This is a genomic window from Nocardioides deserti, assembly GCF_014266025.1.
GTDB lineage: Bacteria > Actinomycetota > Actinomycetes > Propionibacteriales > Nocardioidaceae > Nocardioides > Nocardioides deserti.
Genome location: NZ_JACMYC010000002.1, coordinates 64,182 through 88,477, shown reverse-complemented (window position 1 = coordinate 88,477; position 24,296 = coordinate 64,182). Strand labels below are relative to the sequence as shown.

General features: G+C 73.1%; 25 protein-coding genes and 3 tRNA genes. 16 read left to right on the top strand and 12 right to left on the bottom strand.

Going from position 1 to position 24,296, the window contains the following annotated elements:
* Genes H7344_RS03825 through H7344_RS03810 form a run of 4 tightly spaced genes read left to right on the top strand, consistent with a single transcriptional unit; the run spans position 1 to position 4,057 of the window.
* Positions 1 to 639: a nitroreductase family protein gene (locus H7344_RS03825; protein ID WP_186344709.1), complete on the top strand. Its 639-nt coding sequence runs from the start codon at positions 1 to 3 to the stop codon at positions 637 to 639.
* Positions 640 to 693: 54 nt separating this feature from the next.
* Positions 694 to 2,289: a class I adenylate-forming enzyme family protein gene (locus tag H7344_RS03820; RefSeq protein ID WP_186344708.1), complete on the top strand. Its 1,596-nt coding sequence runs from the start codon at positions 694 to 696 to the stop codon at positions 2,287 to 2,289.
* 17 nt (positions 2,290 to 2,306) lie between these two features.
* Positions 2,307 to 2,972: a TetR/AcrR family transcriptional regulator gene (locus H7344_RS03815; protein WP_222130246.1), complete on the top strand. Its 666-nt coding sequence runs from the start codon at positions 2,307 to 2,309 to the stop codon at positions 2,970 to 2,972.
* Complete coding sequence (locus H7344_RS03810) at positions 2,969 to 4,057, top strand: CaiB/BaiF CoA transferase family protein (protein WP_186344707.1); 1,089 nt, start codon at positions 2,969 to 2,971, stop codon at positions 4,055 to 4,057. The genes H7344_RS03815 and H7344_RS03810 overlap by 4 nt, the downstream gene beginning before the upstream one ends.
* 20 nt (positions 4,058 to 4,077) lie before the next feature.
* On the opposite strand, the gene H7344_RS03805 is transcribed toward H7344_RS03810, so the two are convergent.
* On the bottom strand, positions 4,078 to 5,655 hold the full coding sequence (locus H7344_RS03805) for a YegS/Rv2252/BmrU family lipid kinase (protein ID WP_186344706.1): 1,578 nt from the start codon (positions 5,653 to 5,655) through the stop codon (positions 4,078 to 4,080).
* 80 nt (positions 5,656 to 5,735) lie between these two features.
* Between H7344_RS03805 and serS the strand changes: the two genes are divergently transcribed.
* From serS to H7344_RS03780, 5 genes are read left to right on the top strand one after another with little or no spacing between them, the layout of a single operon-like run.
* Positions 5,736 to 7,013, top strand: a complete 1,278-nt coding sequence (serS, locus tag H7344_RS03800) for a serine--tRNA ligase (RefSeq protein WP_186344705.1) — start codon at positions 5,736 to 5,738, stop codon at positions 7,011 to 7,013.
* Positions 7,010 to 7,858 carry an HAD family hydrolase gene (locus tag H7344_RS03795; RefSeq protein ID WP_186344704.1) on the top strand — a complete coding sequence of 283 codons (849 nt, stop codon included), beginning with the start codon at positions 7,010 to 7,012 and terminating at the stop codon, positions 7,856 to 7,858. Before serS ends, H7344_RS03795 begins: the two co-directional genes overlap by 4 nt.
* A 2-nt stretch (positions 7,859 to 7,860) precedes the next feature.
* A complete protein-coding gene (locus H7344_RS03790) occupies positions 7,861 to 8,340 on the top strand; it encodes a GNAT family N-acetyltransferase (RefSeq protein ID WP_186344703.1) in 480 nt (159 codons plus the stop codon).
* Positions 8,337 to 9,131 carry an HAD family hydrolase gene (locus H7344_RS03785; protein WP_186344702.1) on the top strand — a complete coding sequence of 265 codons (795 nt, stop codon included), beginning with the start codon at positions 8,337 to 8,339 and terminating at the stop codon, positions 9,129 to 9,131. The genes H7344_RS03790 and H7344_RS03785 overlap by 4 nt, the downstream gene beginning before the upstream one ends.
* Positions 9,132 to 9,173: 42 nt before the next feature.
* A complete protein-coding gene (locus tag H7344_RS03780; protein WP_186344701.1) occupies positions 9,174 to 9,803 on the top strand; it encodes a hypothetical protein in 630 nt (209 codons plus the stop codon).
* Between the two features lie 155 nt (positions 9,804 to 9,958).
* On the opposite strand, the gene H7344_RS03775 is transcribed toward H7344_RS03780, so the two are convergent.
* The 4 genes from H7344_RS03775 to mobA form a co-directional block, all read right to left on the bottom strand.
* Positions 9,959 to 10,570: a bacterial proteasome activator family protein gene (locus tag H7344_RS03775; RefSeq protein ID WP_186344700.1), complete on the bottom strand. Its 612-nt coding sequence runs from the start codon at positions 10,568 to 10,570 to the stop codon at positions 9,959 to 9,961.
* Between the two features lie 30 nt (positions 10,571 to 10,600).
* Positions 10,601 to 11,578: an NAD(P)H-quinone oxidoreductase gene (locus tag H7344_RS03770; RefSeq protein WP_186344699.1), complete on the bottom strand. Its 978-nt coding sequence runs from the start codon at positions 11,576 to 11,578 to the stop codon at positions 10,601 to 10,603.
* 30 nt (positions 11,579 to 11,608) lie between these two features.
* On the bottom strand, positions 11,609 to 11,929 hold the full coding sequence (locus H7344_RS03765; protein WP_166191770.1) for a DUF6457 domain-containing protein: 321 nt from the start codon (positions 11,927 to 11,929) through the stop codon (positions 11,609 to 11,611).
* 62 nt (positions 11,930 to 11,991) lie between these two features.
* Positions 11,992 to 12,546, bottom strand: coding sequence for a molybdenum cofactor guanylyltransferase (mobA, locus tag H7344_RS03760; protein WP_229706996.1), 555 nt, complete (start codon positions 12,544 to 12,546; stop codon positions 11,992 to 11,994).
* Positions 12,547 to 12,617: 71 nt separating this feature from the next.
* Here mobA and H7344_RS03755 point away from each other — a divergent pair, with 71 nt between their 5' ends.
* Both H7344_RS03755 and H7344_RS03750 read left to right on the top strand, forming a co-directional pair.
* Positions 12,618 to 13,385 carry a carbon-nitrogen hydrolase family protein gene (locus H7344_RS03755; protein ID WP_229706995.1) on the top strand — a complete coding sequence of 256 codons (768 nt, stop codon included), beginning with the start codon at positions 12,618 to 12,620 and terminating at the stop codon, positions 13,383 to 13,385.
* Positions 13,386 to 13,396: 11 nt separating this feature from the next.
* A complete protein-coding gene (locus H7344_RS03750) occupies positions 13,397 to 14,503 on the top strand; it encodes a hypothetical protein (RefSeq protein ID WP_186344697.1) in 1,107 nt (368 codons plus the stop codon).
* Between the two features lie 16 nt (positions 14,504 to 14,519).
* Here the strand turns inward: H7344_RS03750 and H7344_RS03745 are convergent, their stop codons facing one another.
* Positions 14,520 to 14,750, bottom strand: a complete 231-nt coding sequence (locus H7344_RS03745; protein WP_186344696.1) for a biotin/lipoyl-binding carrier protein — start codon at positions 14,748 to 14,750, stop codon at positions 14,520 to 14,522.
* A gap of 59 nt (positions 14,751 to 14,809) precedes the next feature.
* Positions 14,810 to 14,894, bottom strand: a tRNA-Ser gene (locus tag H7344_RS03740).
* A 127-nt stretch (positions 14,895 to 15,021) separates the two neighbouring features.
* On the opposite strand from H7344_RS03740, the gene H7344_RS03735 reads away from it, so the two are divergent.
* The 3 genes from H7344_RS03735 to H7344_RS20415 all read left to right on the top strand — a co-directional run bounded on the left by H7344_RS03735 (position 15,022) and on the right by H7344_RS20415 (position 15,990).
* A complete protein-coding gene (locus H7344_RS03735; RefSeq protein WP_186344695.1) occupies positions 15,022 to 15,486 on the top strand; it encodes a hypothetical protein in 465 nt (154 codons plus the stop codon).
* 97 nt (positions 15,487 to 15,583) lie between these two features.
* Positions 15,584 to 15,677, top strand: a tRNA-Ser gene (locus H7344_RS03730).
* A 178-nt stretch (positions 15,678 to 15,855) separates the two neighbouring features.
* The gene (locus H7344_RS20415; RefSeq protein ID WP_260989234.1) at positions 15,856 to 15,990 is read left to right on the top strand and encodes a hypothetical protein; all 135 of its coding nucleotides are present in this window, start codon (positions 15,856 to 15,858) and stop codon (positions 15,988 to 15,990) included.
* 134 nt (positions 15,991 to 16,124) lie between these two features.
* On the opposite strand, the gene H7344_RS03725 is transcribed toward H7344_RS20415, so the two are convergent.
* Both H7344_RS03725 and H7344_RS03720 read right to left on the bottom strand, forming a co-directional pair.
* The gene (locus tag H7344_RS03725; protein ID WP_229706994.1) at positions 16,125 to 17,108 is read right to left on the bottom strand and encodes a phospholipase D-like domain-containing protein; all 984 of its coding nucleotides are present in this window, start codon (positions 17,106 to 17,108) and stop codon (positions 16,125 to 16,127) included.
* A 133-nt stretch (positions 17,109 to 17,241) separates the two neighbouring features.
* The gene (locus H7344_RS03720; RefSeq protein WP_186344694.1) at positions 17,242 to 19,050 is read right to left on the bottom strand and encodes a phosphoenolpyruvate carboxykinase (GTP); all 1,809 of its coding nucleotides are present in this window, start codon (positions 19,048 to 19,050) and stop codon (positions 17,242 to 17,244) included.
* Between the two features lie 296 nt (positions 19,051 to 19,346).
* On the opposite strand from H7344_RS03720, the gene H7344_RS03715 reads away from it, so the two are divergent.
* Together H7344_RS03715 and H7344_RS03710 are read left to right on the top strand one after the other, a co-directional pair.
* Positions 19,347 to 20,579 carry a cation:proton antiporter domain-containing protein gene (locus tag H7344_RS03715; RefSeq protein ID WP_186344693.1) on the top strand — a complete coding sequence of 411 codons (1,233 nt, stop codon included), beginning with the start codon at positions 19,347 to 19,349 and terminating at the stop codon, positions 20,577 to 20,579.
* A gap of 58 nt (positions 20,580 to 20,637) precedes the next feature.
* Positions 20,638 to 20,710: transfer RNA gene (locus H7344_RS03710), tRNA-Arg, on the top strand.
* Between the two features lie 1,313 nt (positions 20,711 to 22,023).
* On the opposite strand, the gene H7344_RS03705 is transcribed toward H7344_RS03710, so the two are convergent.
* The 3 genes from H7344_RS03705 to H7344_RS03695 form a co-directional block, all read right to left on the bottom strand.
* Positions 22,024 to 22,371 (bottom strand): hypothetical protein, encoded by a 348-nt coding sequence (locus tag H7344_RS03705; RefSeq protein ID WP_186344692.1) that lies wholly within the window; start codon positions 22,369 to 22,371, stop codon positions 22,024 to 22,026.
* A gap of 115 nt (positions 22,372 to 22,486) precedes the next feature.
* The gene (locus H7344_RS03700; protein WP_186344691.1) at positions 22,487 to 22,990 is read right to left on the bottom strand and encodes a hypothetical protein; all 504 of its coding nucleotides are present in this window, start codon (positions 22,988 to 22,990) and stop codon (positions 22,487 to 22,489) included.
* The gene (locus H7344_RS03695; RefSeq protein ID WP_229706993.1) at positions 22,987 to 23,700 is read right to left on the bottom strand and encodes an SDR family oxidoreductase; all 714 of its coding nucleotides are present in this window, start codon (positions 23,698 to 23,700) and stop codon (positions 22,987 to 22,989) included. Before H7344_RS03695 ends, H7344_RS03700 begins: the two co-directional genes overlap by 4 nt.
* Between the last annotated feature and the right edge of the window lie 596 nt (positions 23,701 to 24,296).

Sequence of the window (24,296 nt, the reverse complement as noted above, 5' to 3'; positions counted from 1 at the left end):
ATGGAGCTCAGCGAGGCGATGCGGTCCACCGGGACCTGCCGGTACTACACCGACGAGCAGGTGCCGGACGAGGTGCTCTACCGCGCCTTCGACGACGCCCGCTTCGGTCCGCAGGGCGGCAACCGCCAGCCCGTGCGCTGGATCGTCGTGCAGGACCCGGCGAAGAAGCAGGCGCTGGCCGACCTGTACCTGCCGTACTGGGAGGGCTACTACGCCGCGATCGTCGAGGGCACGAAGGCCGTCGGCGCCGTCCCGAAGACGGTCGAGAGCGCCAACCACTTCGCCCACCACCTCGCGGAGGTGCCGACCCTCGTCGTCGTCTGCGCCGAGCTCGAGGGCCTCCACCCCACCGACCACGAGCTGGGGCGCCTCAGCGTCGTCGGCGGGGCGTCGATCTACCCGACCGTGCAGAACCTCACGCTCGCGCTGCGCCAGGAGGGTGTGGCCTCCGCGCTGACCACCCTGCTGTGCGCCGAGGAGCCGAAGGTCAAGGAGCTGCTCGGCATCCCGGACGAGTTCCTCACCGCGGCGCTGCTGGGCGTCGGCTACCCCGCGAAGGGCTTCCCGAAGAAGCTCACCCGCACCCCCGTCGAGGAGATCGCCTTCCGCGACCACTTCTCGACCCCGATGTACGCCTGAGCCCCACTCGCGAGCACCGCGACGACCCGTGACCACCACGAACGAGGCCACACGATGACTGAGCTGACCGACATCCAACGCTCCCCGCTCGGGCGCGCCACCTTGGGCGACCAGCTGCGCCGCCACGGCCGGACGCTGCGCGACAAGCCGGCGGTCGTCGCCCACGACGCCGACGGCGGCCGCGCGGTGACGACGTACGCCGAGCTCGACGCCCGCGCCAACCGCTTCGCGCACGCGCTCCTCGGCCTCGGCGTCACCCGGGGCGACCGGGTCGCGGTGATGGCCCGCAACCGGGTGGAGACGCTGGTGGCCTACTACGGCGCGCTGAAGGTCGGCGCGGCGTACTCCGGCGTCAGCCCGCTCTTCGGTGCCCGCGAGGTGGGCCAGCAGCTGGCCCACCTCGAGCCGGCCGCGGTCGTGGTCGCCGACGAGTTCGTCCCGGTCGTCGACGCCGCGCTCGAGGGCGGCCCGGCCACCCAGCGGGTCGTCCTCGGCGAGGAGTCCGGCAGCGGCAAGACGACGTGGCGCTCCTTCGACGCGCTGTGCGCGGAGTCGCCGGACACCGAGCCGGACGGCGAGGTCGACGAGCACGACCTCGCCCAGGTCGTCTACACCTCGGGCACGGAGGCCGCGCCGAAGGGCGTGATGATCCCGCACCGCAACTACCTGGTCTCCACGACGCCGGCCTACACCTGGGGACTGCGGTGCCTGCCCGACGACGTGTGGCTCTACGTCATGCCGTTCCACACGATCGCGGGCATCGGCTCGGCCACGTCGCTGCTCACCCTCGGCGCGACGCTGGTGCTGCCGGCGACGGTCGAGGCCGGCTCCGCCCTGCGGCTCATCCGCGACGAGGGCATCTCGGTGATCGCCCAGACCCCGACGTTCTTCATCTCCCTGGCCAACCACGCCGACTTCGGCCCGGAGACGGTGGGCACGGTCGAGCGCTGCCTGACGTACGGCGGGCAGGTCTCCCCGCACGCGATCAACGCGTGGGCGGAGGCGGCGCCGAGCGCGATCTGGGGCACCTACTGGGGCCAGTCCGAGCTCACCCAGCTCGGCTCGGTCGGGTGGTTCAAGCGGCTGGAGGACATCCCCGACCAGGATCCGACGTGGATCGGCAAGCCGGTCGGCCACCTCGAGGTGCGCGTCGTCGACCCGCTGGGCAACGACGCCGACACCGGCGAGATGTGGTGCCGCAGCCCCTCGGTGATGGCCGGCTACTTTCGCGACCCCGAGCGCACCGCACAGGTGCTCGCCGACGGCTGGGTGCACACCGGCGACATCGTGCGCCGCGACGCCGAGGGCAACCTCTTCTTCCTCGACCGCAGCAAGGACATGATCAAGTCCGGCGGGCTCAACGTCTCCTCCCAGGAGGTCGAGCGCGTCCTGCAGGCCCACCCCGACGTCGAGCGGGCCGCGGTCGTCGGCCTGCCCGACGACTACTGGTCGGAGGTCGTGACCGCGTTCGTCGTGCTCCGCGCAGGGTCGACCACCGCCGGTGAGGACCTCCGGCAGCACTGCCGTGGTGAGATGGCGTCCTACAAGGTGCCGAAGGCCGTGCACGTCATGTCGGAGCTGCCGACCGACCCGCAGGGCAAGCTGCTCAAGCGCGAGCTGCGGCGCACGCACGGGGAAGGGGCGCAGTAGTCCTGGCAGAGCGATCGGTGCGCGCCTCGGCGCCGGAGCAGTCGGACGGGGAGACCCCCGCACCCGTCGTACGGCCGGCGACCCTCCGTCGCCGGGAGGAGATCGTCGTCGCGGCCGCGGGCTGCTTCGCCGAGCAGGGCTACCACAGCGTCGGGATGCGGGAGATCGCCGAGGCGGTCGGCATCAGGGGCGCGAGCCTCTACAACCACTTTGGCTCCAAGGAGGAGATCCTCCACGCGATCGCGCTGCGGATGACGCGGGACTGGGACGAGCGGCACCTGCCGGTCCTCGAGACCGAGGGTCCGCCTGACCATCGGCTCGCCGCGCTGGTGCGCGCGCACGTGCTCAGCCTCGCCGAGCACCGGGTCGAGCACCTGGTCAGCCTGCGTGAGCTCGGTGCGTTGACGCCCGAGCACCGCGCGGAGGTCGTGGACTACCGCCGCTACTACCAGCGGCGGGTCCGCGACGTCATCGCCGCCGGCGTCCGCACCGGCGTCCTGCAGGTCGAGGACCCCACCCGCGCCGCCATCGCCGTCCTCGACATGCTCAACGGCATCGTGTGGTGGCTGCGCGAGGACCACGACGTCGAGGCGCTCGCCGAGGCGTACGTCGGGTTCGCGGTCGACGGCGTGCTCGGCCGCCGCCCCGGCGCAGGCCGGGCCGGCGCGGGGGCGGACGCGTGAACGCCCCGCTCGCCGGGATCCGCGTCGTCGAGCTGGCCGGCCTCGGGCCGGTGCCCCACGCCTGCATGGTGCTCGCCGACCTGGGCGCCGACGTCGTACAGGTCCGTCGGACCAGCCAGCCCGGGCCCGACGGCGTGGCCGATGCCGACGCCGGCATGTGGCGTGGCCGCCGGCTCGTCGAGGCCGACCTCAAGGACGCCGCCGACCTCTCGCTCGTCCGCGACCTCGTGGACCGGGCCGACGTGCTCGTCGAGGGCTACCGGCCCGGCACGACCGAGCGGCTCGGTCTCGGGCCGGAGGACTGCCTGGCCCGCAACCCGCGTCTGGTCTACGCCCGGATGACCGGCTGGGGGCAGGACGGCCCGCTCGCCCGGGCCGCCGGCCACGACATCAACTACCTCGCCACGACCGGCCTGCTGGGGCTGATGGGCCCCGCCGACGGCCCGCCCTTGCCGCCGCTCAGCCTGGTCGCCGACTTCGGCGGCGGGTCGATGCTGCTCGTCGCCGGCGTGCTGGCCGCGCTGCTGGAGCGGTCCACCTCCGGTCGGGGGCAGGTCGTCGACGCCGCGATGGTCGACGGCGCCAACCTGCTCGGGCAGCTCCAGTGGTCCTGGCTCGCGGCCGGTCGCAGCAGCGGGGACCGCGCGAGCGACCTGCTCAACGGCAGCGCGCCCTGCTACACGACGTACACCTGCGCGGACGGGCGTCACGTCGCTGTCGGCGCTCTCGAGGAACCGTTCTGGCGAACGCTGCTGGAGCTGCTCGAGCTCGACCCCGCGCACGTGGGCGACCGCTGGGACGCGACCCGGTGGCCGCGGCAACGCGCGCTGCTCGGCGGGCGGTTCGTCACCCGGGCCCGCGACGAGTGGGCGGCCGTCTTCGACGGCACCGACGCCTGCGTCACTCCCGTGCTCGACCACGCCGAGGCGCCCCAGCACCCGCACGCCGTGGCGCGCGGGGCGTACGTCGAGGTCGGCGGTCACCTCCAGGCCGCCCCCGCCCCGCGGTTCTCCCGCAGCCCCATCCGCCATCCCGCCGCCGCCTCCGTCGTCCCCGGCGACGACGTCCGCACCGACTGGTCCTGAGGCTCCCGCCCCCGGGTGGGTCAGCGAGGCACGCGCACGAGCAGCCGCCCGTGGATGCACTCCATCTGCAGCTCGCGGCCGGGGCCGATCGAGTCGCCGTCGAGCTGGCGGGGGGTGTCCTTCTCGGCGCGGACCACCACGGTGGCGCCGGTCTTGCGGTCGACGAGCTCGTCGGTGTGCGGCCGCTTGAGCATGACCCGCCAGGCGAGCGGGATCCAGGCGAGGAAGTTCCGCGGGTGCAGGATCACCACGTCGAGCGTGCCGTCGTCGATCGCGGCGTCGGGCAGCAGCGGCATGCCGGCCTGGAGGAAGCCGACGTTGCCGACGACGACGGTCCGCGCCCGGTGCTTGGTGAACTCCCCGCCGTCGACGGAGATCTCGACCTTGACCGCCGGGAACATCAGCGACTTGAGTCCGGAGACGACGTACGCGACCCAGCCGACCTTCTTCTTCAGGTCCTCGTTGACGCCCTCCATGATCGCGGCGTCGAAGCCCATGCCGGCCATCACCATGAAGTGGGTGTCGCGCTCGACCCCGTCGCCCGAGACCTTGACCAGGTCGATCGCGCGGTCCTGGCCGTTGAGGCCAACGTCGATGGCTGAGCGCAGGTAGAGCGGGATGCCGAGGTTGCGGGCGAGCAGGTTGCCGGTGCCGGCGGGGATGATCCCGACAGGGATGCCGGTGCCGGCCAGCTCGGCGCAGACCTCGCGCACGGTGCCGTCGCCGCCGCAGACGAGCACGAGGTCGGACCCGTCGACCGAGGCCCGCTCGGCCATGCCGGTGCCCGGGTCCTCGATGGTCGTGTAGTGCCAGGTCGGCTCGGACCAGCCGGCCTCGAGGGCCATGGTCGTGACGGTCGCGCGGAACGCGTCGAGGTCCTCGACCTTGATCGGGTTGACGATCACCGCGAGCCGGTGCGCGGAGGTGAAGACCTCCGGCAGCGGCTCGGAGCGGACCGCGATGCTCCGCGGCAGCGGGTTGAGCACCGCGAGCACCAGCAGCACGACCCCGGCGCCGAGCAGCACGCCGCCGACCACGTCGGAGGGGAAGTGTCGCCCCAGGAGCACGCGGTCCAGGCAGACGAGCACCACGAGCAGCCCGATGCCGGCGTACGCCGTGCGCCGTGCGCTCGAGCGGCGCACGAGCATCGCGACCACCACCACCAGGACGCCGCCGAACGCCGCGATCGAGGAAGCGTGTCCCGACGGGAACGACTTGGTGCTCAGCAGCGCCTCGCTGAGCTGCCACTCGGGCCGCTCGCGGCCGACCCAGAGCTTGATCCCGGTGGTGGCGAGCGAGGTGAGGACCATGACCGCGACGACGTACGCCGCCGCGCGGACGTGGTTCTTGAGGAAGAGCCCCGCGGCCAGCACGACCGTCAGCACGGTCATGCCGACCGTCGCGAAGGCGACCTCCACCCACCGCAGCGGGCCGCCGAGCCAGCCGGCGTCGACCGCCCAGTCCTGGGCCGGGTCGCCGCGGCCGTCGAAGGTGGCCAGCGGTCCCCAGCCCTGCACCACGCCCACGCCGAGGAGCGCGAGGAGGACGAGGCAGACGGCGGCCCAGCTCAGCGGGGCGACGCGGGGGCGGTCCAGCACCTCGACAGTATGACGGCCGGTCGGCGAGCGCCCGGAACTCGCGGTGAGGAGCGCGCAGAGCCCCGGATAGCCTTGCCGACATGATCGACCCCCGCATCCTCCGTGACGACCCCGACCGCGTGCGCGCCGCCCAGGCCAAGCGGGGCCTGTCCGACGAGGTGGTCGACCGCGCGCTGTCCGCCGACGCCGCCCGCCGGGCCGCGATCGCGACGTTCGAGTCGCGGCGCGCCGAGCAGAAGCAGCTCGGCAAGCAGGTGGCGAAGGCGCAGGGCGACGAGAAGGCCGAGCTGCTGGCGCGGACCAAGGCGCTCGCCGCCGAGGTTAAGGAGGCCGACGCGTCCCGCGAGGCCGCGGAGGAGGAGTGGCAGGCGGCGCTGATGTCGCTGCCGAACCTCGCCGCGCCGGAGGCCCCCGAGGGCGGCGAGGACGACTTCGTCGTGCTCGAGGAGGTCGGCACGCCGCGCGACTTCGCCGCGGAGGGCTTCGAGCCGCGCGACCACGTCGAGCTGGGCCGGATGCTCGGCGCGATCGACCTCGAGCGAGGCGCGAAGGTGTCCGGCTCGCGCTTCTACTTCCTGACCGGTGTGGGCGCCCAGCTGGAGCTGGCACTGGTCAACCTCGCGATGGAGCAGGCCCGGGAGGCCGGTTTCACCCAGGTCGTCGCGCCCTCGCTGGTCCGCCCGCGGGCGATGGAGGGCACCGGCTTCCTCGGGCAGGCCGCCGACGACGTCTACCGGATCGAGGGCGAGGACCTCTACCTGGTGGGCACCTCCGAGGTGCCGATGGCGGCGTACCACTCCGACGAGATCCTTGACGGTGCGTCGCTGCCGCTGCGGTACGCCGCGTTCAGCCCGTGCTTCCGCAAGGAGGCCGGCTCGCACGGCAAGGACACCAAGGGCATCATCCGCGTCCACTGGTTCGACAAGGTCGAGATGTTCGTCTACTCGACGCTGGAGGAGTCCTACGCCGAGCACGAGCGGCTGCTGGGCTGGGAGAAGCAGTTCCTCGACAAGCTGGAGCTGGCCTACCGCGTCATCGACGTGGCAACCGGCGACCTCGGGCTCTCGGCGATCCGCAAGTTCGACTGCGAGGCGTGGATCCCGACGCAGGGGAAGTACCGCGAGCTCACCTCGACCTCCAACTGCACCGAGTTCCAGTCGCGCCGGCTCGACATCCGCGTCCGCGAGGGCGGCGAGGTGAGGCCGGCGGCGACCCTCAACGGCACGCTCACCGCGATCCCGCGCACGATCGTCGCGATCCTCGAGACCCACCAGCAGGCCGACGGGTCCGTCCGGGTGCCGAAGGCGCTGCAGCCCTACCTGGGTGGCCGCGAGGTCCTCGAGCCGGTGCAGCCGTGAGCTGGGTCCCGAAGGTCGTCGCGCTCGACATCGACGGCACGCTGCTGAAGTGGGTCGAGGGCGCGGGATCCACCCACGAGGAGGTCTCGCCGGCGGTGTACGACGCCGTGCGCCGCGCCCGCGAGGCCGGCGCGCACGTGGTGCTCGCCTCGGGCCGGTCGCCGCACGGCATGACCGGCGTCGCGGACCTGCTCGACCTGCACCCGGGTGAGCCGACCGACGGCTCGCGCGCGGACGACCAGCTCTGGGTCGTGGCGTCGAACGGCGCGGTGGTCTTCCGCTACCCGCCGCTGGAGGTCGTCCACGAGGAGCTGTTCGACGCCGGGCCGGCGGTCAAGGCGGTCCTCGAGCGGCACCCGAACGCGCTGGTGGCCGTCGAGGAGCGCGGCGTCGGCTACCGCGTCACCTCGCACTTCCCCGAGGGCGAGCTGTCCGGCGACATGATCGTGACCGAGCTGGACGAGCTGGTGGCCGGGCCGGTCAGCCGCGTGATCATCCGCGACCCCGAAGCGACCGCTGACGAGTTCGTCGCGCTGGCCGAGGAGCTGGGCCTGCACGGCACCAACTACATCGTCGGCTGGACCGCCTGGCTCGACATCGCGCCGATCGGCGTCTCGAAGGCCTCCGGCCTCGAGCGGGTCTGCGCCGAGCTGGGTTGCACCGCGGCTGACGTGCTGGCGATCGGCGACGGCCGCAACGACATCGAGATGCTCGAGTGGGCCGGCCGCGGCGTCGCGATGGGCCAGGCGATCCAGCTCGTGCGCGACGTCGCCGACGACGTCACGGCCGACGTCTACGAGGACGGGGCGGCGCAGGAGATCTCGCGCTGGTTCCCGGAGCGCTGAGCGTGGTCCCGCCGCTGCCGGCGGTCATCGCCTCCGAGCGGCTCCGGCTGCCGCTGTGGACGGCCGAGGACGTCGCCGACATCCGCGCCGGACGTCGCCGTCCCGGCTGGCACCCGGACTTCCCGCGCCGCGACGACGCGGACGCCGCGACCCTGTGGGTCGAGAGCGACACCTGGGGCCCGCGGTCGATCGTCCGGGGCACGACGGTGCTCGGCTCGATCGGCTTCTTCGGGCCGCCGGACGGCGATCCGCTCGAGGCGCAGGTCGGCTACGGCCTGGTGCCCGAGGCGCGGGGATGGGGCTTCGCGACCGAGGCGCTGCGCGCCGTGCTCACGGCCACCGACGGCGTGGGGGTCGCGGTCCGCGCGGCCGTCGCGCCTGACAACCGCGCGAGCATCCGGGTGCTGGCCAAGGCCGGCTTCACCGGCCTGCGCGGCTCCGACGAGGACGGCAACCTCGTGATGGCGAGGCCGCTGCCGTGAGCCTCCCGAAGCTGGTCGCCACCGACCTCGACGGCACCCTCGTCCGCTCCGACGGCACGGTCTCCGACTACACCGCGGACGTCCTGGCCAAGGTCGAGGCGCTCGGCGTCCCGGTCGTCTTCGTCACCGGCCGCCCGCTGCGCTGGGCCGAGGACGTCTTCGAGCACGTCGGCCAGCACGGGCTGGCGATCATCTCCAACGGGGCGCTCGTCTGGGACGTCGCCGGCAGCCGCGTCCACCTCGAGCGGCCGATCCCCACCCGGCTCGCGCTGGAGGTCTGCCGCGACCTGCGCGCGGCCGTGCCCGGCACGGCGTACGCCGTGGAGGACCTCGACGGTATCGGGCTCGAGCCGGCCTTCGTGGAGCGCTACCCGATGCCCGACGGCGCGCGCCGGGCGCCGGTCGAGGACCTGCTCGCGCGGCCGCCGCTCAAGCTGCTGGTGCGGCACGAGGAGCTGGGGCCGCAGGACTTCTGGGACCGGGCCGAGGAGGTCAACGCCGGGCGGCTGACCTTCACCTGGTCCTCCTCGACGACCCTGCTCGAGGTGAGCGGACCCGGCGTCACCAAGGCCTCCACGCTCGAGCTGCTGGCCCGCGACCTCGGCGTCGAGGCGCCGGACGTCATCGCCTTCGGCGACATGCCCAACGACCTCCCCATGCTGACCTGGGCCGGCACGGCGTACGCCATGGCCGACGCGCACCCCACCGTCACCGCCGCCGCGGCCCACGTCGCGCCCGGCCACGACGAGGACGGCGTCGCCCGCGTCCTGGCTGGTGTCTTCGGGCTCTGATCTGTTCTGATGCTCCCCGTGCCAGGCCTCCGACGAACGCTCGTGACCGCTGCGGTCCTGGGCACGTACGTCGTCGCGCCGGTCGTCCTCGCGCCGACCGCGGCCGTCGCCGCACCTCCCGGCTGCCCGACCATCACGGTCCAGGACGCCACCCGGCAGGCCGACGGCGTCTTCCGCGGCACCGTCGAGGACGTGCGGCCCGTGACGGGGACCAGCGCCCCGGGCTCGCCGGACCGCTACGAGCACCAGGTCACGGTCGGCCGCGTCTGGAAGGGCGGCCTCTCCACGCAGCGGGTCCTCGTCCGCACCGAGGCCGGGTCGCGGCCGAGCGAGCAACCGGGGGAGCAGCCCGGCCCCCGGGCCTGCCCGGACGGCCTCGGGCAGCTCGAGACCGGCGAGGAGTACCTGTTCTTCGTCGACCGCCGCGCCTCCGGCTGGCTCGCCGAGCCCACCAGCCGCACCGCGCCGCTCGACGACCGCCTGCTCGGCCAGGTCACGCGGCTGCTCGGTTCCGGCCGCGCGCCGGTGCCCGTGGCGCCCGAGACCGCGCAGTTCACCCGCGTCGCGGACGGCGAGCCGGCCTCCCTCACCCGCACCGCCGCTCCGGGGCTGGCCATGGTCATCGTCGGCCTGCTCGGCCTCGCCGTCGTCCGCGGCCTCGGCCGCCGCTGATCCAGTCGCGCCGGCGCCCGGCCTCGGGCCCCGACATCTCAGGGGAGTCCTGCACATACCAGGGGAGATCTGCCCCGATATGTGCAGGAGTCACCGGTTAACCGGTGACCCCTGCAGCCGCCCAGCTTTCGCCGCAGAGCGCCGGTGAGGAGCGGCTAGAGGTACATGCCCCCGGAGTCGCCGGGGGTCGGACCGGGGTCCTGCCGCGGCTGCTGGCCCATCGGGGGCATGCCGCCCTGGGCGCCGGGGACGGCGCCGGGCGGGAGCGCGCGGCGAATCTGCTCGAGCTGGGCGCGGGCGGAGATCTGCTGGGCGTAGATCGCGGTCTGGATGCCGTGGAAGAGCCCCTCGAGCCAGCCGACGAGCTGCGCCTGCGCGATCCGGAGCTCGCCCTCCGACGGGGTGACGTCCTCGGTGAAGGGCAGCGCGAGCCGGCCCAGCTCCTCGACCAGCTCGGGCGCGAGGCCAGCCTCGAGCTCCTTGATCGAGGAGGCGTGGATCTCCTTGAGGCGGTTGCGGCTCGCCTCGTCGAGCGGGGCGGCCTTCACCTCCTCGAGGAGCTGACGGATCATCCCGCCGATGCGCATCACCTTGGCCGGCTGCTCGACCAGGTCGGTCACCGAGCGCTGCGTCTCGTCGTCGTCACCCTCGGCGTCTCCTGCGCCCTCGGCCTGCTGCTGCAGCGCCGACGCGGGCACCGACCCCATCGGCTGCCCGTCGGGGCCGATGACGACGATGTGCTGCTCCTGCTCCTCCGGACCGGTCATGCACCAGAACATATCCACCCCGTCGCAACCTCAGAGGGTGAGGACGACCTTCCCGCTGTGCTCGCCGGAGGTCATCAGCTCGTGGGCGCGCACGACGTCCTCGAGCGGCATCGTGTCGTGCACGACGACCCGGACGGAGCCGTCCGCGAGCAGCGGCCAGACGTGCTCGACGACCGAGGCGCAGATGGCGGACTTGCCCTCGACCGGGCGGGCGCGCAGCGAGGTCGCGATGACCGCCCCGCGCTTGCCGAGCAGCTTCGCGATGTCGAGCTCGGCCTTGGTGCCGCCCTGCATGCCGATGATCACCAGCCGGCCCTCGGGCGCGAGGGCGTCGACGTTGCGGGCGAGGTACTTCGCACCCATGTTGTCCAGCACCACGTCGGCGCCGACGCCGTCGGTCGCGGCCCGGACGGCCTCGACGAAGTCCTCGTCGCGATAGCTGATCGCCACGTCCGCGCCGAGCTCCCGGCAGTACGCCAGCTTCTCGGCCGTGCCGCTGGTCGTCAGCACCCGGGCGCCGGTCGCCTTGGCGAGCTGGATCGCGAACGTCCCGATGCCGCCGGCCCCGCCGTGCACCAGCAGCGTCTCGTCGGGCCGCAGGCCGGCGACCATGAACAGGTTCGACCACACGGTGCAGGCGACCTCCGGCACCGCCGCCGCCGTGACCAGGTCGAGCCCGTCGGGGACCGGCATCACCTGGCCGGCGGGGACGACGACGCGGGACGCGTAGCCGCCGCCGGCGAGCAGCGCGCAGACCTCGTCGCCGACCGACCACTGGTCGACGCCCTCGCCGACCGCCGCCACCGTGCCGCTGCACTCCAGGCCGATGACCTCCGAGGCGCCCTTCGGGGGTGGGTAGAACCCCTGCCGCTGCAGCAGGTCCGCCCGGTTGACCGCGGTCGCCGCGACCGCGATCGCGACCTCCCCGGGGCCCGGCTCGACGTCGGGCACCTCCTGCACGCTGAGGACCTCCGGCCCACCGGCCCCGTCGGCGATCACGGCTCGCATGCGCCCCACCCTAGGAGGGCCGGGCCGGGGTCAGTCGAGCGTGTCGCCGCTGTGGTCGACGCCGCGGTCGTCCGGGACGGGGTCGTCGACGTCGTCGGGGTCCGGCGCGTCCGCCGGCTTGTCCCACGCCTCCGCGAGCCGCTGGGCCCGCGCGGCCAGCCGCTCGACCTCCTCCGCGTTCGCGCCGGCCGCGCCGGCGGCGTACCCCAGGAGGTACGACGTCACGGGCGCCGCGGGCCGCTCCACCGCGTGCGCCACGACGCGCGCCAGGTCGAGGACGAGCCCCTCGTCCATCTCGTCCTCGACGCCGAGGACGTCGCTGAGCTCGTCGATCCAGTCGTGGAGGTTCACGCCTCCCACGATGACCGAGGCCCGACGCGACCCGCAAGGATCGCCGGCCCGATCCGGTCCGGTCACAGGTCGCGCAGGTCCGCCCAGGTGTCCAGGTCGCGGTGCTCGCGCCCCTCGGCGACGACCGCGGCGAGGTCGAGCGGGGCGAGCAGCCGGTGCAGGGCGGCGCCGTGCTGCTGCTCGTGGTCGGGGCGCACGGCGTCGAGCCGGGCCAGGTCGAGCACCATCGCCAGCTGCCGACGGCCGTCGGGGTCGTGCAGGGCCGCCCCGTCGCGACCGGCGGCGGCCTCGTGCAGCCGGCGGATCGTCCACGGCGTGACGTGCGGCATGTCGACGGCCAGCACCGCGAGCGTCGGCGTACGCCGCAGCAGCGCGTCGCGCCCGGTCAGCAGCGCCGCCACCGGTCCGCCGTGACGCGGGTCCTCGCGCACGAACGTCACCGGTCGCTCGGTCGGGACCGGGTCGCCGACCACGACGACCTCGGCGGCGTCGAGGACCGCGTCGAGCGCGTGCGCGAGCAGGGTCCGGCCACCGACCTCGACCGAGGCCTTGTCGACCCCGCCGAGCCGCGCGGCGCGGCCGCCGGCCAGCACGACCGCGCAGAAGCTCTCGAGCACCCGCCCATCCTCCCGCACCCGTCCCCGCGCCCGTGCCCCCGCACGGCCGGGACAGTGGCACGCTGGGCCTCGTGCAGTCCTCCCTGCGTGTGGCCCTCGTCCAGGAGGCCTCGGGCCTCGACCCCGCCGCCAACCGCGCCCGCCTCGACGCGCTCGTGCCCGACGGCGCGGACCTCGTCGTGCTGCCCGAGGCGTTCGCCCGTGACTTCGGCGAGGCCGGCTCCGACGTGAGCGGCTACGCCGAGCCCGTCGACGGCCCCTTCGCCACCGAGCTCGAGCGGGTCGCGGCCGCGCGCGGCACGACCGCCGTGGCCGGGATGTTCGAGGCCGGCCCGGACACCGCGCGGCCCTACAACACGCTCGTGGTCCGCGGCGGTGCGCACGCGGCGTACCGCAAGGTGCACCTCTACGACTCCTTCGGCTACCGCGAGTCCGACCGGCTCACCGCCGGCGACCCCGAGCCGCTGGTCGTGGAGGTCGCCGGGACCCGGGTCGGGCTGATGACCTGCTACGACCTGCGCTTCCCCGAGCTGGCCCGGCTGCTGGTCGACCGCGGCGCCGAGGTGCTGGTGGTCCCCGCCGCGTGGGTCGCGGGCGAGCGCAAGGTGGACCACTGGCGCACGCTCGTGCGGGCGCGCGCGATCGAGAACACCGTCTTCGTCGTCGCCTGTGGCCAGCCCGGCCCGCGCTACAGCGGTCACTCGCTGGTCGTCGACCCGCTCGGCGACGTGCTGGCGGAGGCCGGCGACGACGCGGCGGTGCTGACCGCGGAGCTGTGCCCCGAGGCGCTCGAGCAGGCCCGCCGCACCAACCCCTCCCTGGCCAACCGGCGTCTGTAACGTTGCGCGCCGTGTCCCGCACCGCCCCCCGCCGCCGCGCCGACCCGCCGCCGCGTCCGGAGCGGCGGCCCGAGCGCCGGTCCGAGCGCCGGCCCGAGCGGCGACCGCGGGACGAGGCCGGGACCGCCCCGCGGCTGCGGCTGCCGGACCCCGGCGGGCGCACGAAGGTCTCGATCGCCTGGGGCGTCGTGGTGCTGGCGCTCGGCGCGCTGGTCGCCGGCATCGTCCCGGTCGGGCCCGGCTGGCTCCCCGGTGTCGGCGCAGTCGCGGTCGCGACGACGTACACCTGGGCGCTCGCCGCCCGCACCGGCGGCCGCCCCCAGGTCTTCGCGGCCCTTGCCCTCCTGCTCGGCGTCCTGGCGCTCGCGCTCGACGACGATGCGCTGCGCACGGGCGCCGCGGTGCTGACCTGCGTGGGCAGCGCGGTGCTGGGGGTGATGGCTACGGTGCCGGCCCGGCGGTTCGGCGAGGCGGCGCGCGAGTGCGGGCTCGCGCTCGTCATCGCAGCGGTCGGTGCCCTGGCGACCGTCGGCTTCGAGCCGCGCGTCGCCGTCGTGCGGTTCGAGTACGTCACGCTCGGGCTCGCCCTGCTCGCCGCCTTCCTCCTCGTCCACCGGCTCGGCGCCGGCCTCCACGGCCTCGGCCGTCGCGGGCTCGTCGCCGTGCTCGTCGGCACCGCCCTGCTCGCGGTGACGCTGGCGTACGCCGAGCTGCTGCGCCGCTACGGCACCGCCGGCCTGGTCACCTCACTGCTCGACGCCGTGCGGTGGAGCCGGGACACCCTCGGCGCGTTCCCCCGGCCGATCGAGGCCGTCCTCGGCGTGCCCGCCCTGGTGTGGGGCTGCCACATGCGCGCCCGCCGCCGCCAGGGCTGGTGGGTCTGCGCCTTCGGCGTCTGCGCGACGGCGCCGGTCGCCAACAGCCTGGCCAACCCGTCGATCTCGCTGCTGGAGTGCGCGCTGTCGGTGCTGTACGGCGCGGCCGTCGGCCTGCTCCTGGGGTACGCCGTCATCCGCGCCGACCTCGCGCTGACCGGCCCGCGCGGCCGCCGGTCGCGGCGGGCCGAGGAGGCCGCGGCCGGGCGTCCGGAGCCGCGCCGCGCAGAGGCCCTGCTGTAGCGGACCGTCCGGGACGCTAGTGGACGAGCTCGACCAGCACGTCGCCCTCCTGGACGACGTCGCCCGGCGCGACCTTGACCGCGCGGACCGTCCCGGCGAGCTCGACGACGACGGGGATCTCCATCTTCATCGACTCCAGGAGGGCGACGGTGTCCCCGGGGGCGACGGGCGCGCCCGGCTCCACGGTCACCGCCACGACGTTGGCGACCATCTCTGCGACGACCTCGCTGACCTGCTCCCGGGGCATGCTCGCGACGCTAGCCGTTACCGCGGGGTACCCCGCCATCCCGCAGGCGGGCCGCTGAGCAGAGGGGGCGGGATTCGAACCCGCGGTAGGTCTCCCTACGACCGCTTTCAAGGCGGTTCCGATCGGCCACTCCGGCACCCCTCCGAGCCGGCCGGCGCTCGCGCCCCGGCTGACGGGAGGAGTCTAGGAGACGGCCGCTCCGCATCGCCCAGCCCGACCGGAGCGCCGACCCGTCCCCGGACCTCCGGCGGGGCTGGGGGAGAATCGACGCATGTCCGACGCAGCACCTGGCCCCGCCGACCACCGCTTCGCCCGGGCGGTCGTGGTCCGTTCCGCCGGGGTCGCGACCGTCGCGCTGGCCGTGCTCGTGCTTGTCGCCACCGTCGCCGCGGCCACGTCCGACCTGCCGGCCGGCGTGGTCGTCGTGCTGGCGGGACTCGGGGTGCTCGCGGTGCTAGCCCTCACCTGGTGGTTGCGGACCGTTTCCGTGGTCCACCTCGACGACGAGGGCTACCGCGTCCGCGGGGTGCGCGGCGTCGGCACCGGGCAGGCCCGCTGGAGCGAGGTCCAGGAGGCCGCGACGGCGTCCCCGCGCGGCATCCGCTGCGTGGTGCTGCGCCTGGTCGACGGCCGCACCACCACCATCCCCGTCGACGTCCTCGCGGTCGGCGGCGACGAGCTGGTCCGCGAGCTGCAGGTGCGCCTGCGCCGCGGCGAGGGTCTCCGCCCGCTCTGACCGCTCTGACCCACCTGACCGCCGCCGGCCGCGCCGCGCGCGGCGGCCCTGATTGGCCGCACCGGTGCGGCGCCTTGTAGCCTGTGCGCGCTGTCGAGGAGGCGTCGCCTAGTCCGGTCTATGGCGCCCGCCTGCTAAGCGGGTTTGGGGCTACAACCCCATCGAGGGTTCAAATCCCTCCGCCTCCGCCAGCCCGGCCCCCGTGCGGATCTCCGCACGGGGGCCGCTTGCACGTTCGTGCAATGCAACTTTCTGAGCCATCCATCCTGGCCTGACCACGGTCGTCGCAGGTCAGACTAGGAGTCCGGCGTCGGCACGGACGCGGGGGCACGGACACGACACAGCACGACCGACTCAGAGGTGGGACTCATGAACATCGCTCGCAAGGTGGGCATCACGATCGCAGCCGCTGCCGTCAGCGTCGGCCTCCTGGGCATCTCGGCCCCGGCCGCGCACGCGGACACCAGCTGGGGCTACCGGATCGCTCCGTCCTCGGGCAGGTAGCCCACACCAGACCGCTCGGGTCCCGCTGCCCCCTCCCCCCGGTGGCAGCACCGGTCGCCCAGCCCCCCACGACAGGCGGCCCCCGAGCCGCTCGAGGCCAGCGACGTCCCCCACGTCGCTGGCCTCGAGCGTCTTCACTCCTCGCCGGAGATCCCCTGCTGCCCGATCGTGTAGCCGAGCTGGAAGCGGGTCTCGGCCTCGAACTCGTTCTTCAGGTCGGCCACGTAACCGGCGTACGTCCGTGGGCTGACGCCGAGCCGCTTGGCCGAGACCGGGTCGGGGTGCCCCTCGATGAGCATTCGCAGCGTCATCGCCCGCTGCTCGGCGGCGATGTCCTTGAGCATCGTGGCGCTGCGGCTGGTGAACGGCCGGCCCCGCTCCCAGGAGCGCTCGAAGACGTCGACGAGGTACGCCACGACGGACGGCTCGCGCACGGCGAGCGCCACGCTGAGGTCGTCGCCGCTGGGGATGACGGCGACCTGGCGGTCGATGACGATCATCCGGTTGAAGAACTCGTCGAGCGTCCGGACCTCCGCGCCGCGGGCGGTCACTGCGGCGACGTACTCGCGGGTGGCGCTGCTGCGCCGCGCGCTGTGCTGGTAGAGCGTGCGGATCCGGGCCCCGCGCTCGAGCAGGGCGGTGTCGCGCTGGACGACGTCGGCCAATGCGAGGCTGCGGCCGGTCTGCGGCTGCGCGGTGAGCGCCTCCTCCTGGCACTCCGCGACGAGCGTGGCCAGGAAGGGCTCGATGGCCTCGGCGCGCAGGTAGGTGAACGGGCCGGCCTCGGCGGCCTGCGGCGTACGTCGCCAGGCCTGCCCGAGCGCGGACAGGGACGTCGACCAGGCGGCCGACTCCTCGAGCAGCCGGGCGCCCTCGCGGCCCAGCGGCGACACGACGCGGGAGGTCGCACCGGCGGGGTCCTCGGGCAGCCAGCGGCCGGTCTCGGCGTCGAGGCGCACCAGCCCGAGGTCCAGCAGCAGGTCGAGGGCGCGGCGCACGGCGTCCTCGCCGGTCCGGGGATCGTCGGCGGCCAGGCCGGACTCCGCCAGCAGGTCCTCGTAGAGCGGGGCGGCCACCTGCTCGAAGAGCCGCCGGTCGTGCAGGTCGTGCTCGGCCACGGACCTCCCCTTGCTTCGCTCTGCCCGGCCCCCGAGACCGGGCCCATGCTCCCACACACGCCGAAGGCCCCGTCCAGGTGAGGACGGGGCCTTCGGGCTGCTCCACGTTGTTCCGGGCCGCCGCCCGGGCGGGTCAGACGCCGAGACGCGCCTTCAGGCCGTCGAGCTCGGTCCAGAGGACGGCCGGCAGGTCGTCGCCGAACTTCTCGAACCACTCCTGGATCTGGGGGATCTCGGCCTTCCACTCCTCCGGGTCGACCGCGAGCGCGGCGCGCAGCGCCTCCTCGGACATGTCGAGCCCGTCGACGTCGAGCGCGCCCGGCGCGGGCACGTGGCCGATCGCGGTCTCCTCGGCGGCCGCCTGGCCGTCGATGCGCTCGACGACCCACTTCAGCACGCGGCTGTTCTCGCCGAAGCCCGGCCACAGGAAGCCGCCCTCGTCGTCGCGGCGGAACCAGTTGACGTAGAAGATCTTCGGCAGCTTCGCCGCGTCGTTGTCCTTGCCGACGGTGATCCAGTGGTTGAAGTAGTCACCGGCGTTGTAGCCGATGAACGGCAGCATCGCCATCGGGTCGCGACGCACGACGCCGACCGCGCCGACCGCGGCGGCGGTGGTCTCCGAGGAGAGCGTCGCGCCGAGGAAGGTGCCGTGGGTCCAGTCGCGGGCCTCGAAGACCAGCGGGACGGTCGTCTTGCGGCGGCCGCCGAAGAGGATCGCGTCGATCGGGACTCCGCGCGGGTCGTCGTACTCATCCGCGAGGATGTCGCACTGCTTGATCGGCGTGCAGTAGCGGCTGTTCGGGTGGCTGGAGAGCTCCTCGGACTCCGGGGTCCACGGCTCGCCCTTCCAGGACGTCGCCTTGGCCGGCGGGTTCTCCAGGCCCTCCCACCAGACGTCGCCGTCCTCGGTGAGCGCGACGTTGGTGAAGACCGAGTTGCCCTTCTCGATGGTCTTCATCGCGTTCGGGTTGGTGTGGTAGTTCGTGCCCGGCGCGACGCCGAAGAAGCCGTACTCGGGGTTGACTGCCCACAGCCGGCCGTCCTCGCCGACCCGCATCCAGGCGATGTCGTCGCCGAGGGTCTCGACCTTCCAGCCGGGGATGGTCGGCTCGAGCATGGCGAGGTTGGTCTTGCCGCAGGCGCTGGGGAAGGCCGCGGCGATGTACTTCACGACGCCCTCGGGGCTGGTGAGCTTCAGGATCAGCATGTGCTCGGCGAGCCAGCCCTCGTCGCGGGCCATGACGCTCGCGATGCGCAGGGCGTAGCACTTCTTGCCGAGCAGCGCGTTGCCGCCGTACCCGGAGCCGAAGGACCAGATCGCGCGCTCCTCGGGGAACTGCACGATGTACTTGGTCTCGTTGCACGGCCAGGCGACGTCGCTCTCGCCCTCGGCGAGCGGGTGGCCGACGGAGTGGACGGCCTCGACGAAGTCGGCGTCGAGCTCCTCCATCCTGCGCAGCACGTTGGTGCCCATGCGGGCCATGACGCGCATCGAGGCGGTGACGTACGCCGAGTCGGTGATCTCGATCCCGAACATCGGGCGCTCGGACTCGAGGTGGCCCATGACGAAGGGGATGACGTACATGGTGCGGCCCCTCATGCAGCCCTCGTAGAGGCCGTTCATGAGGGACTTCATGTCGTCGGGCGCCATCCAGTTGTTGGTGGGCCCGGCGTCCTTCTCGTCGACGGAGCAGATGTAGGTGCGGTCCTCGACGCGCGCGACGTCGATCGGGTCGGAGGCGGCGTAGAAGGAGTTCGGCTTGAGCTGCGGGTTGAGCCGCGTGAAGGTGCCCGTGGACTCGAGCGCTCGGGTCAGCTCGTCCCACTCCTGGTCGTCACCGGTGCACCAGTGGATGCTGTCTGGCTGCATGATGGCGGCCCACTTCTCGACGAAGTCGGCGATGCCTCGGTGGGTGGTCGGTGCCTGCGTCTCGGCGGTCATGCCTGAAGTTCCGTTCCCTCTCGCGCATTCGCGGTGGTCGCCTCGGGTCGTCCTCGGCGCCGCCGGCCGTCGAGCGTATCGACGGTGTGTCGTGGAGCTGATGTGGATCGCGCGGCCTCGTTGTCGGCGACTTTTGTGAGTGGTCCGGTGGGCGGCAGAATGGCGCCGCGACCCCCGGGTCCGCCGAATGTACCCCCGCCCTCCGGGGGCGGGTATTGGATCGTTCAACGCTTCGTGGGCCAGGTCACACCGCGGCTTCCCGGCGGCTGTCGGCGCAGGGTGGGTACCCGCGAGGCATGAGGTCCGAGGTCCTGCACCAGGCCGAGGTGCTAGTGGTCCTGGTCGCCCTGCTGGGCACCGTCGTCGCAGCCCTGTCGACGAGGCTGCGCCAGCTGCCGGTCTCGGAGCCGCTGCTCGCGCTGGCACTGGGCGTGCTGGCCGGCCCGGTCGCCGCGGACTGGCTCGACGTGCCCACCCTCACCGACGGGGGTGGCCGGGCGCTCCACGAGGTGTCGTCGGTGCTGCTGGCGCTCTCGGTGATGGCGGTCGCCCTCCGCTTCCCGTTCGACCGGGGTCGCCGCGAGTGGCGGCCGTTGGTGCTGCTCCTCGCGGTGGTGATGCCGCTGATGGCCCTCGCCACCGGGGTCCTCGCCTGGGCGGTCCTCGGGACGTCGGTCGCGGCCGCGGCGGTCCTCGGTGCCGCGCTGTGCCCCACGGACCCGGTGCTGGCCTCCAGCGTGGTCACCGGCGACCCCGCGGAGCGGGACCTGCCGCGGCGTACCCGCCTGCTCCTGTCGTGGGAGTCGGGCGCCAACGACGGACTCGCGCTGCCGCTGGTCGTGGTGGCGCTGTCGTTCCTGACGCTGCTCACGCCGGGCGCCGCGACCGAGGAGGTCGTCCGCGGGGTGGTCGGCGGGGTGGTGCTCGGTGTCGTGGCCGGGGAGGTCGCCTCACGCGCGATCAACGCGGGCGAGGAGCACGGTGCGACCAAGGAGGCGCCGATCGTCGTCTTCACACTCGTCCTCGCGGTCGGGGTGCTCGCGGCGGCGCGCCAGCTCGAGGTGGGAGGCGTGCTCGCCGTCTTCGTGACCGGGCTGGTGCTCAACGCCCGCACGCCGGGGGACGACCGGGTCCGTGCCCTCACCTTCGACGAGGCGCTGAACCGGTTCGCGGTGCTGCCGCTCTTCGTGCTGCTGGGTGCGGCGCTGCCGTGGGCCGACTGGCGGGCGCTGGGGTGGCCGCTCCTCGTCCTCGTCGTGGCCGTCCTGCTGTTGCGCCGACCACCGTGGCTGCTGCTCCTGCGGCGACCGCTCGACCTGCCGAGGTCCGACGCCCTCTTCCTCGGCTGGTTCGGCCCGGTCGGCGTCTCGGCGGTCTTCTACCTGACCGAGGCGTCCGCCCGCGGCGCCGGCACCGACGTCGTCGCGGCCGGCGCTGCCGTCGTCGCGGCGAGCACTCTCCTGCACGGCCTCACCGCCACCCCCGGCCGCCGCCTGTACGCCGCGCGAACGGCCTCGACGCCCGACTGATTTCGGCTTCGCCGCCCCGTCGGCTAAGGTCTTTCCTTGTCCGCCGCGAGGTGGACGGGCGCCTGTAGCTCAACGGATAGAGCATCTGACTACGGATCAGAAGGTTTGGGGTTCGAATCCCTACAGGCGCGCAAGGTGTGTGAGTTGGAGGAAACGCCCCTGACCTGCGGAAACGCGAGTCGGGGGCGTTTTCCATGCCGCGGGGGCACGTCGGGCGGTACACACAAGAGCCGGTCACAGATACACACGGTGCGGAACTGGTGCATCCGCGTCGTCATCAAGGGGGGCGGGTCCTCCGCCAGACGTGTGCGGCGTAGCGCCCGGGCGAAGCGCGCTCGGACGCCGGCGATACCTTGAGTAGCCGCGCCGCGCCGGGTGGTGGCGCAAAGCCGGACGCGACTCGAGTCGGTGCCTGCGACCGACCCACCTTTCGATCACGGCCTGCTGGGGATGTGGTCGGCAGGCGGCGAGCACGCTTGGCCGATCAACTGTCGTCAGTCCCGAACTGACCACCACGCTGTCGATACTGACTGACTCCGTCGACGACCTGCCGAGGCGAGCGACCATGGACTGGCGGCGTTCCCTTGCGCGTCACACTGCGATTGATCCGCGCCGTCCAAGGCGGAGTATGAGGCCCCCTGCCGACGCGACTACACGAGCAACGCCAGGTCGCTTATGCGACGACACTCGCCGCGAGGCGCAGTGATCGAGCGCGGCCTCCGCTCGGCAGTTGGGCGGGTGCAAGCACGGCCAGCACCTGCCCGCAGTGGGACGAGCGGGGCCGCCCGCACTAGTTCTGCTCCGGGCCTCGTGCGGAGTCGGCAGGCACGGCTGCTCTGGCTGCGGTAGTTCGTCAGGTGCCGTAACGGGCGCCGAACCAGCGTCGCCGTGCCACGGCGGCGTGAAGTCGTCCAGGGTCTAGGCCTCGAACAGGGCACGCACGCGGGAGGAAAGCGTCATCTCTGCGAGTCGAGCCGCGCTCCCGTGATCCTCAACGGGCTCGGTTCGCAGGACCGCTACGCCTCCAAAACGGACCTCCCCGTGCCACCGCTCAGGACGGACCTCGTCGCAGACCGAGACGACCTGGAAGCTCACGGGTCGAGGCGGACCCTGAGATACCACAGCGCCCGGCACGACCTCGACCTGCCCGATCCATTTACGGCTCTCGCTGAACATGAGCCGAACCGTACCTTCGGCCACGCCAGCGATCGGCCAGCTCACAGTGGCGATTACGACGGACGGCGTCGACACGCGCACGCTGAGTTCGATCACGAGCCGGACACACTGGCCTCACTCGAACCAGCCGTCGGGCAGCCGGCACTGACCGGTGCGGGACGGACTGCGTACGCCGGCCGACCGGACCACACCAGTCGCGATCGGCCGCGTTCAAGCTCGCCTGTCGTCGCCACACGTCGAGCTCGAGCCGTGGTCGACGCATGCAAGGCTACGACGCCAGCACGACCCCGCTCACGGCGACGGCTGCGACCCAGTCGACGGCAACGCAGAACGGCGGCCACCACCGGGTCCCATTGACGAAGTGGGTGCGGTGCTGCCACAGGTCCTTGCAGCCATGGGCGACCAGGCCGCCGACCAAGAACCAAGTGGCGCCGGCGAGGTCGGAGAGCGCGGCTGCTGCAAGGACCACGAAGGCGAGCGCGACGGCCGACTCGACCGCGACCACCTTGGCGCGGCCGTCCGCGACCGCGAAGCCGACGTAGATCGAGGCGATCACCGCCAGCATCACGGCGTACACCGTGTTGCTGGGCAGCCACCAGAACAGCAGTGGGAACACGGGAGTCGCGGCACCGACCAAGACCCCCAGCGCACCGCGGCCCCGGTCCGAGAGGCGCTGTGCCCCGACAGGGAAGTCGACCACTGCAGGGCTGAGTCGTCGTTGTCGGGCCTTCTCATGCCGCGGATCGTGTCATGCGGTCCCGATGCCACCCGGGCCGAAGGTGAACGGCCAGCACCAAGAGCGGAACCAGGACCTGGGTCGCAAGGGCCGCTGCCTGGGCGGCAGCGTCTACCGGCTCGTACGGTGCGAGATGCGTGAGGTGGTAGCCGAGGTGCGGGAAACCATAGACGAGCCAGCAGCCGGCTGCCAGCGGCGCCAGACCCGAAGCGCGCAGACCGACCGCGGCCATGGTGAGGAGGGCAAGGCTGAGGTTCAAGCCGCCGATATCGCGGATGAGGTGCTCGTTGTAGGGCCCGTCGAGGGAGACCCAGAACCGCCGGACGCCCGGGAAGTCGTCGTAGAACGACCTCGGCGCTAGCTGCGCCCAGAGGCCGACGGTGACCGCTGAACCGGCCAGGTAGAGCAGCCCGGCCGCAACGGCGCGGCTCAGCGGCCGGCTCGGCGGCCGCTCAACCGCAGCCGGGCCGGCGCCGACGTCGGTAGCCGACCTCCTCATGCCCGGACACCTCCGAGCCGCTCGTCGGCGAGCCATTCGTCGAAGGTCTGCGTGCCGTACCGCGCGCCGGTGCCGGGCAGCAGTCCGCCGGTGGCCATGGCGCGGCCGCCTTCGCCGGGCAGTCGCACGCCGATGATCGGACGGCGCCGCCCGTGCCGCGCCGAGACCTTCCGGGCGAGGTCGACCAACTGGTGCTTCTCGGGTCCGGCGAGTTCATCGGCCAGACCGCGGGGCTCGGCGAGTGCGGTGGTCACGAGCTCGGCGGCGACCTCGGCGGCGGCGACCGGGCGGATGAGCTGACGCGGCAGGAACGCGACGGGGCCCGGGACGCGGTCGAGCAGCTGGCCGGCGAACTCGTGGAACTGGGTCGCTCGGAGCACGGTCGCCGGGACGGCCCCGTCGAGGGCGAGCCGCTCCTGCCGCAGCTTGCCCTCGTAGTAGCCGAACCGCACCCGATCGACGCCCACGATCGACAGCACGACGTGGTGCCGGACCCCGGCGTCGCGGGCCCGCGCAAGGAGGTTCGTGGTCGCGGTCTCAAAGAACCCGACCGACGCCCGCCGGCCGGTGGTGACGATGTTGCTGACGTCGATGACCGCCTCCACGCCCTCGAGCGCCTCCGCAAGACCGGTGCCCGTGAGCAGGTCGACTCCCCGAGCACGCGCCAGGACGACCGGGACGTGACCTCTCTTCGACAGCCCTCCCACCACGTGACTTCCGACCAGGCCAGTGCCCCCGGCTACCGCAACTCGCATGACGCCTCTTTCAAGTGGTGCTTCGGTGTGCCCAAAAGACACCGGTGGTCGGAGTGGTGTGACAGGTATCGAACCTGACTGGTCCACCTAGAAGTCCCTGTCGGTGACCACCCGCACTGGTCTGGGAACGCCAGCAGGGCTGGCGCAACGTGGCTACCCCGCGTCTCGGGCTCACGAGTCATCTGTGCGCGAGGCGCTGCGAGCCATTCTCGGCATGGATGACCCCCAGTACGAGGGCGCTGGGCCGACTCCATCGACCGCGGCGGGGAGCAGGCCGAGATGACCTGAAGAAAGTCGAAACTGAGCGAGCGGATGCGCCTGCGGGAGGACGAGATCGCTGCTGTCCCCCACTGGCTCACCGACATCAACGTCAGCGAGTACTAGGTCAGGGCGACCGACCGCTACGTCAGGGTCGTGGGCCGGTTAGGGGCCACCCCGGGGACAGGCGGCAGACACGCTGAAGCGAAGCCAGGGCGCTGTGGCCTGGAACACCACAATGTTGAACCAGGGGTGCCGGCGCTGTCGAAGACGGCGCACCAGGTGGTGCGCGG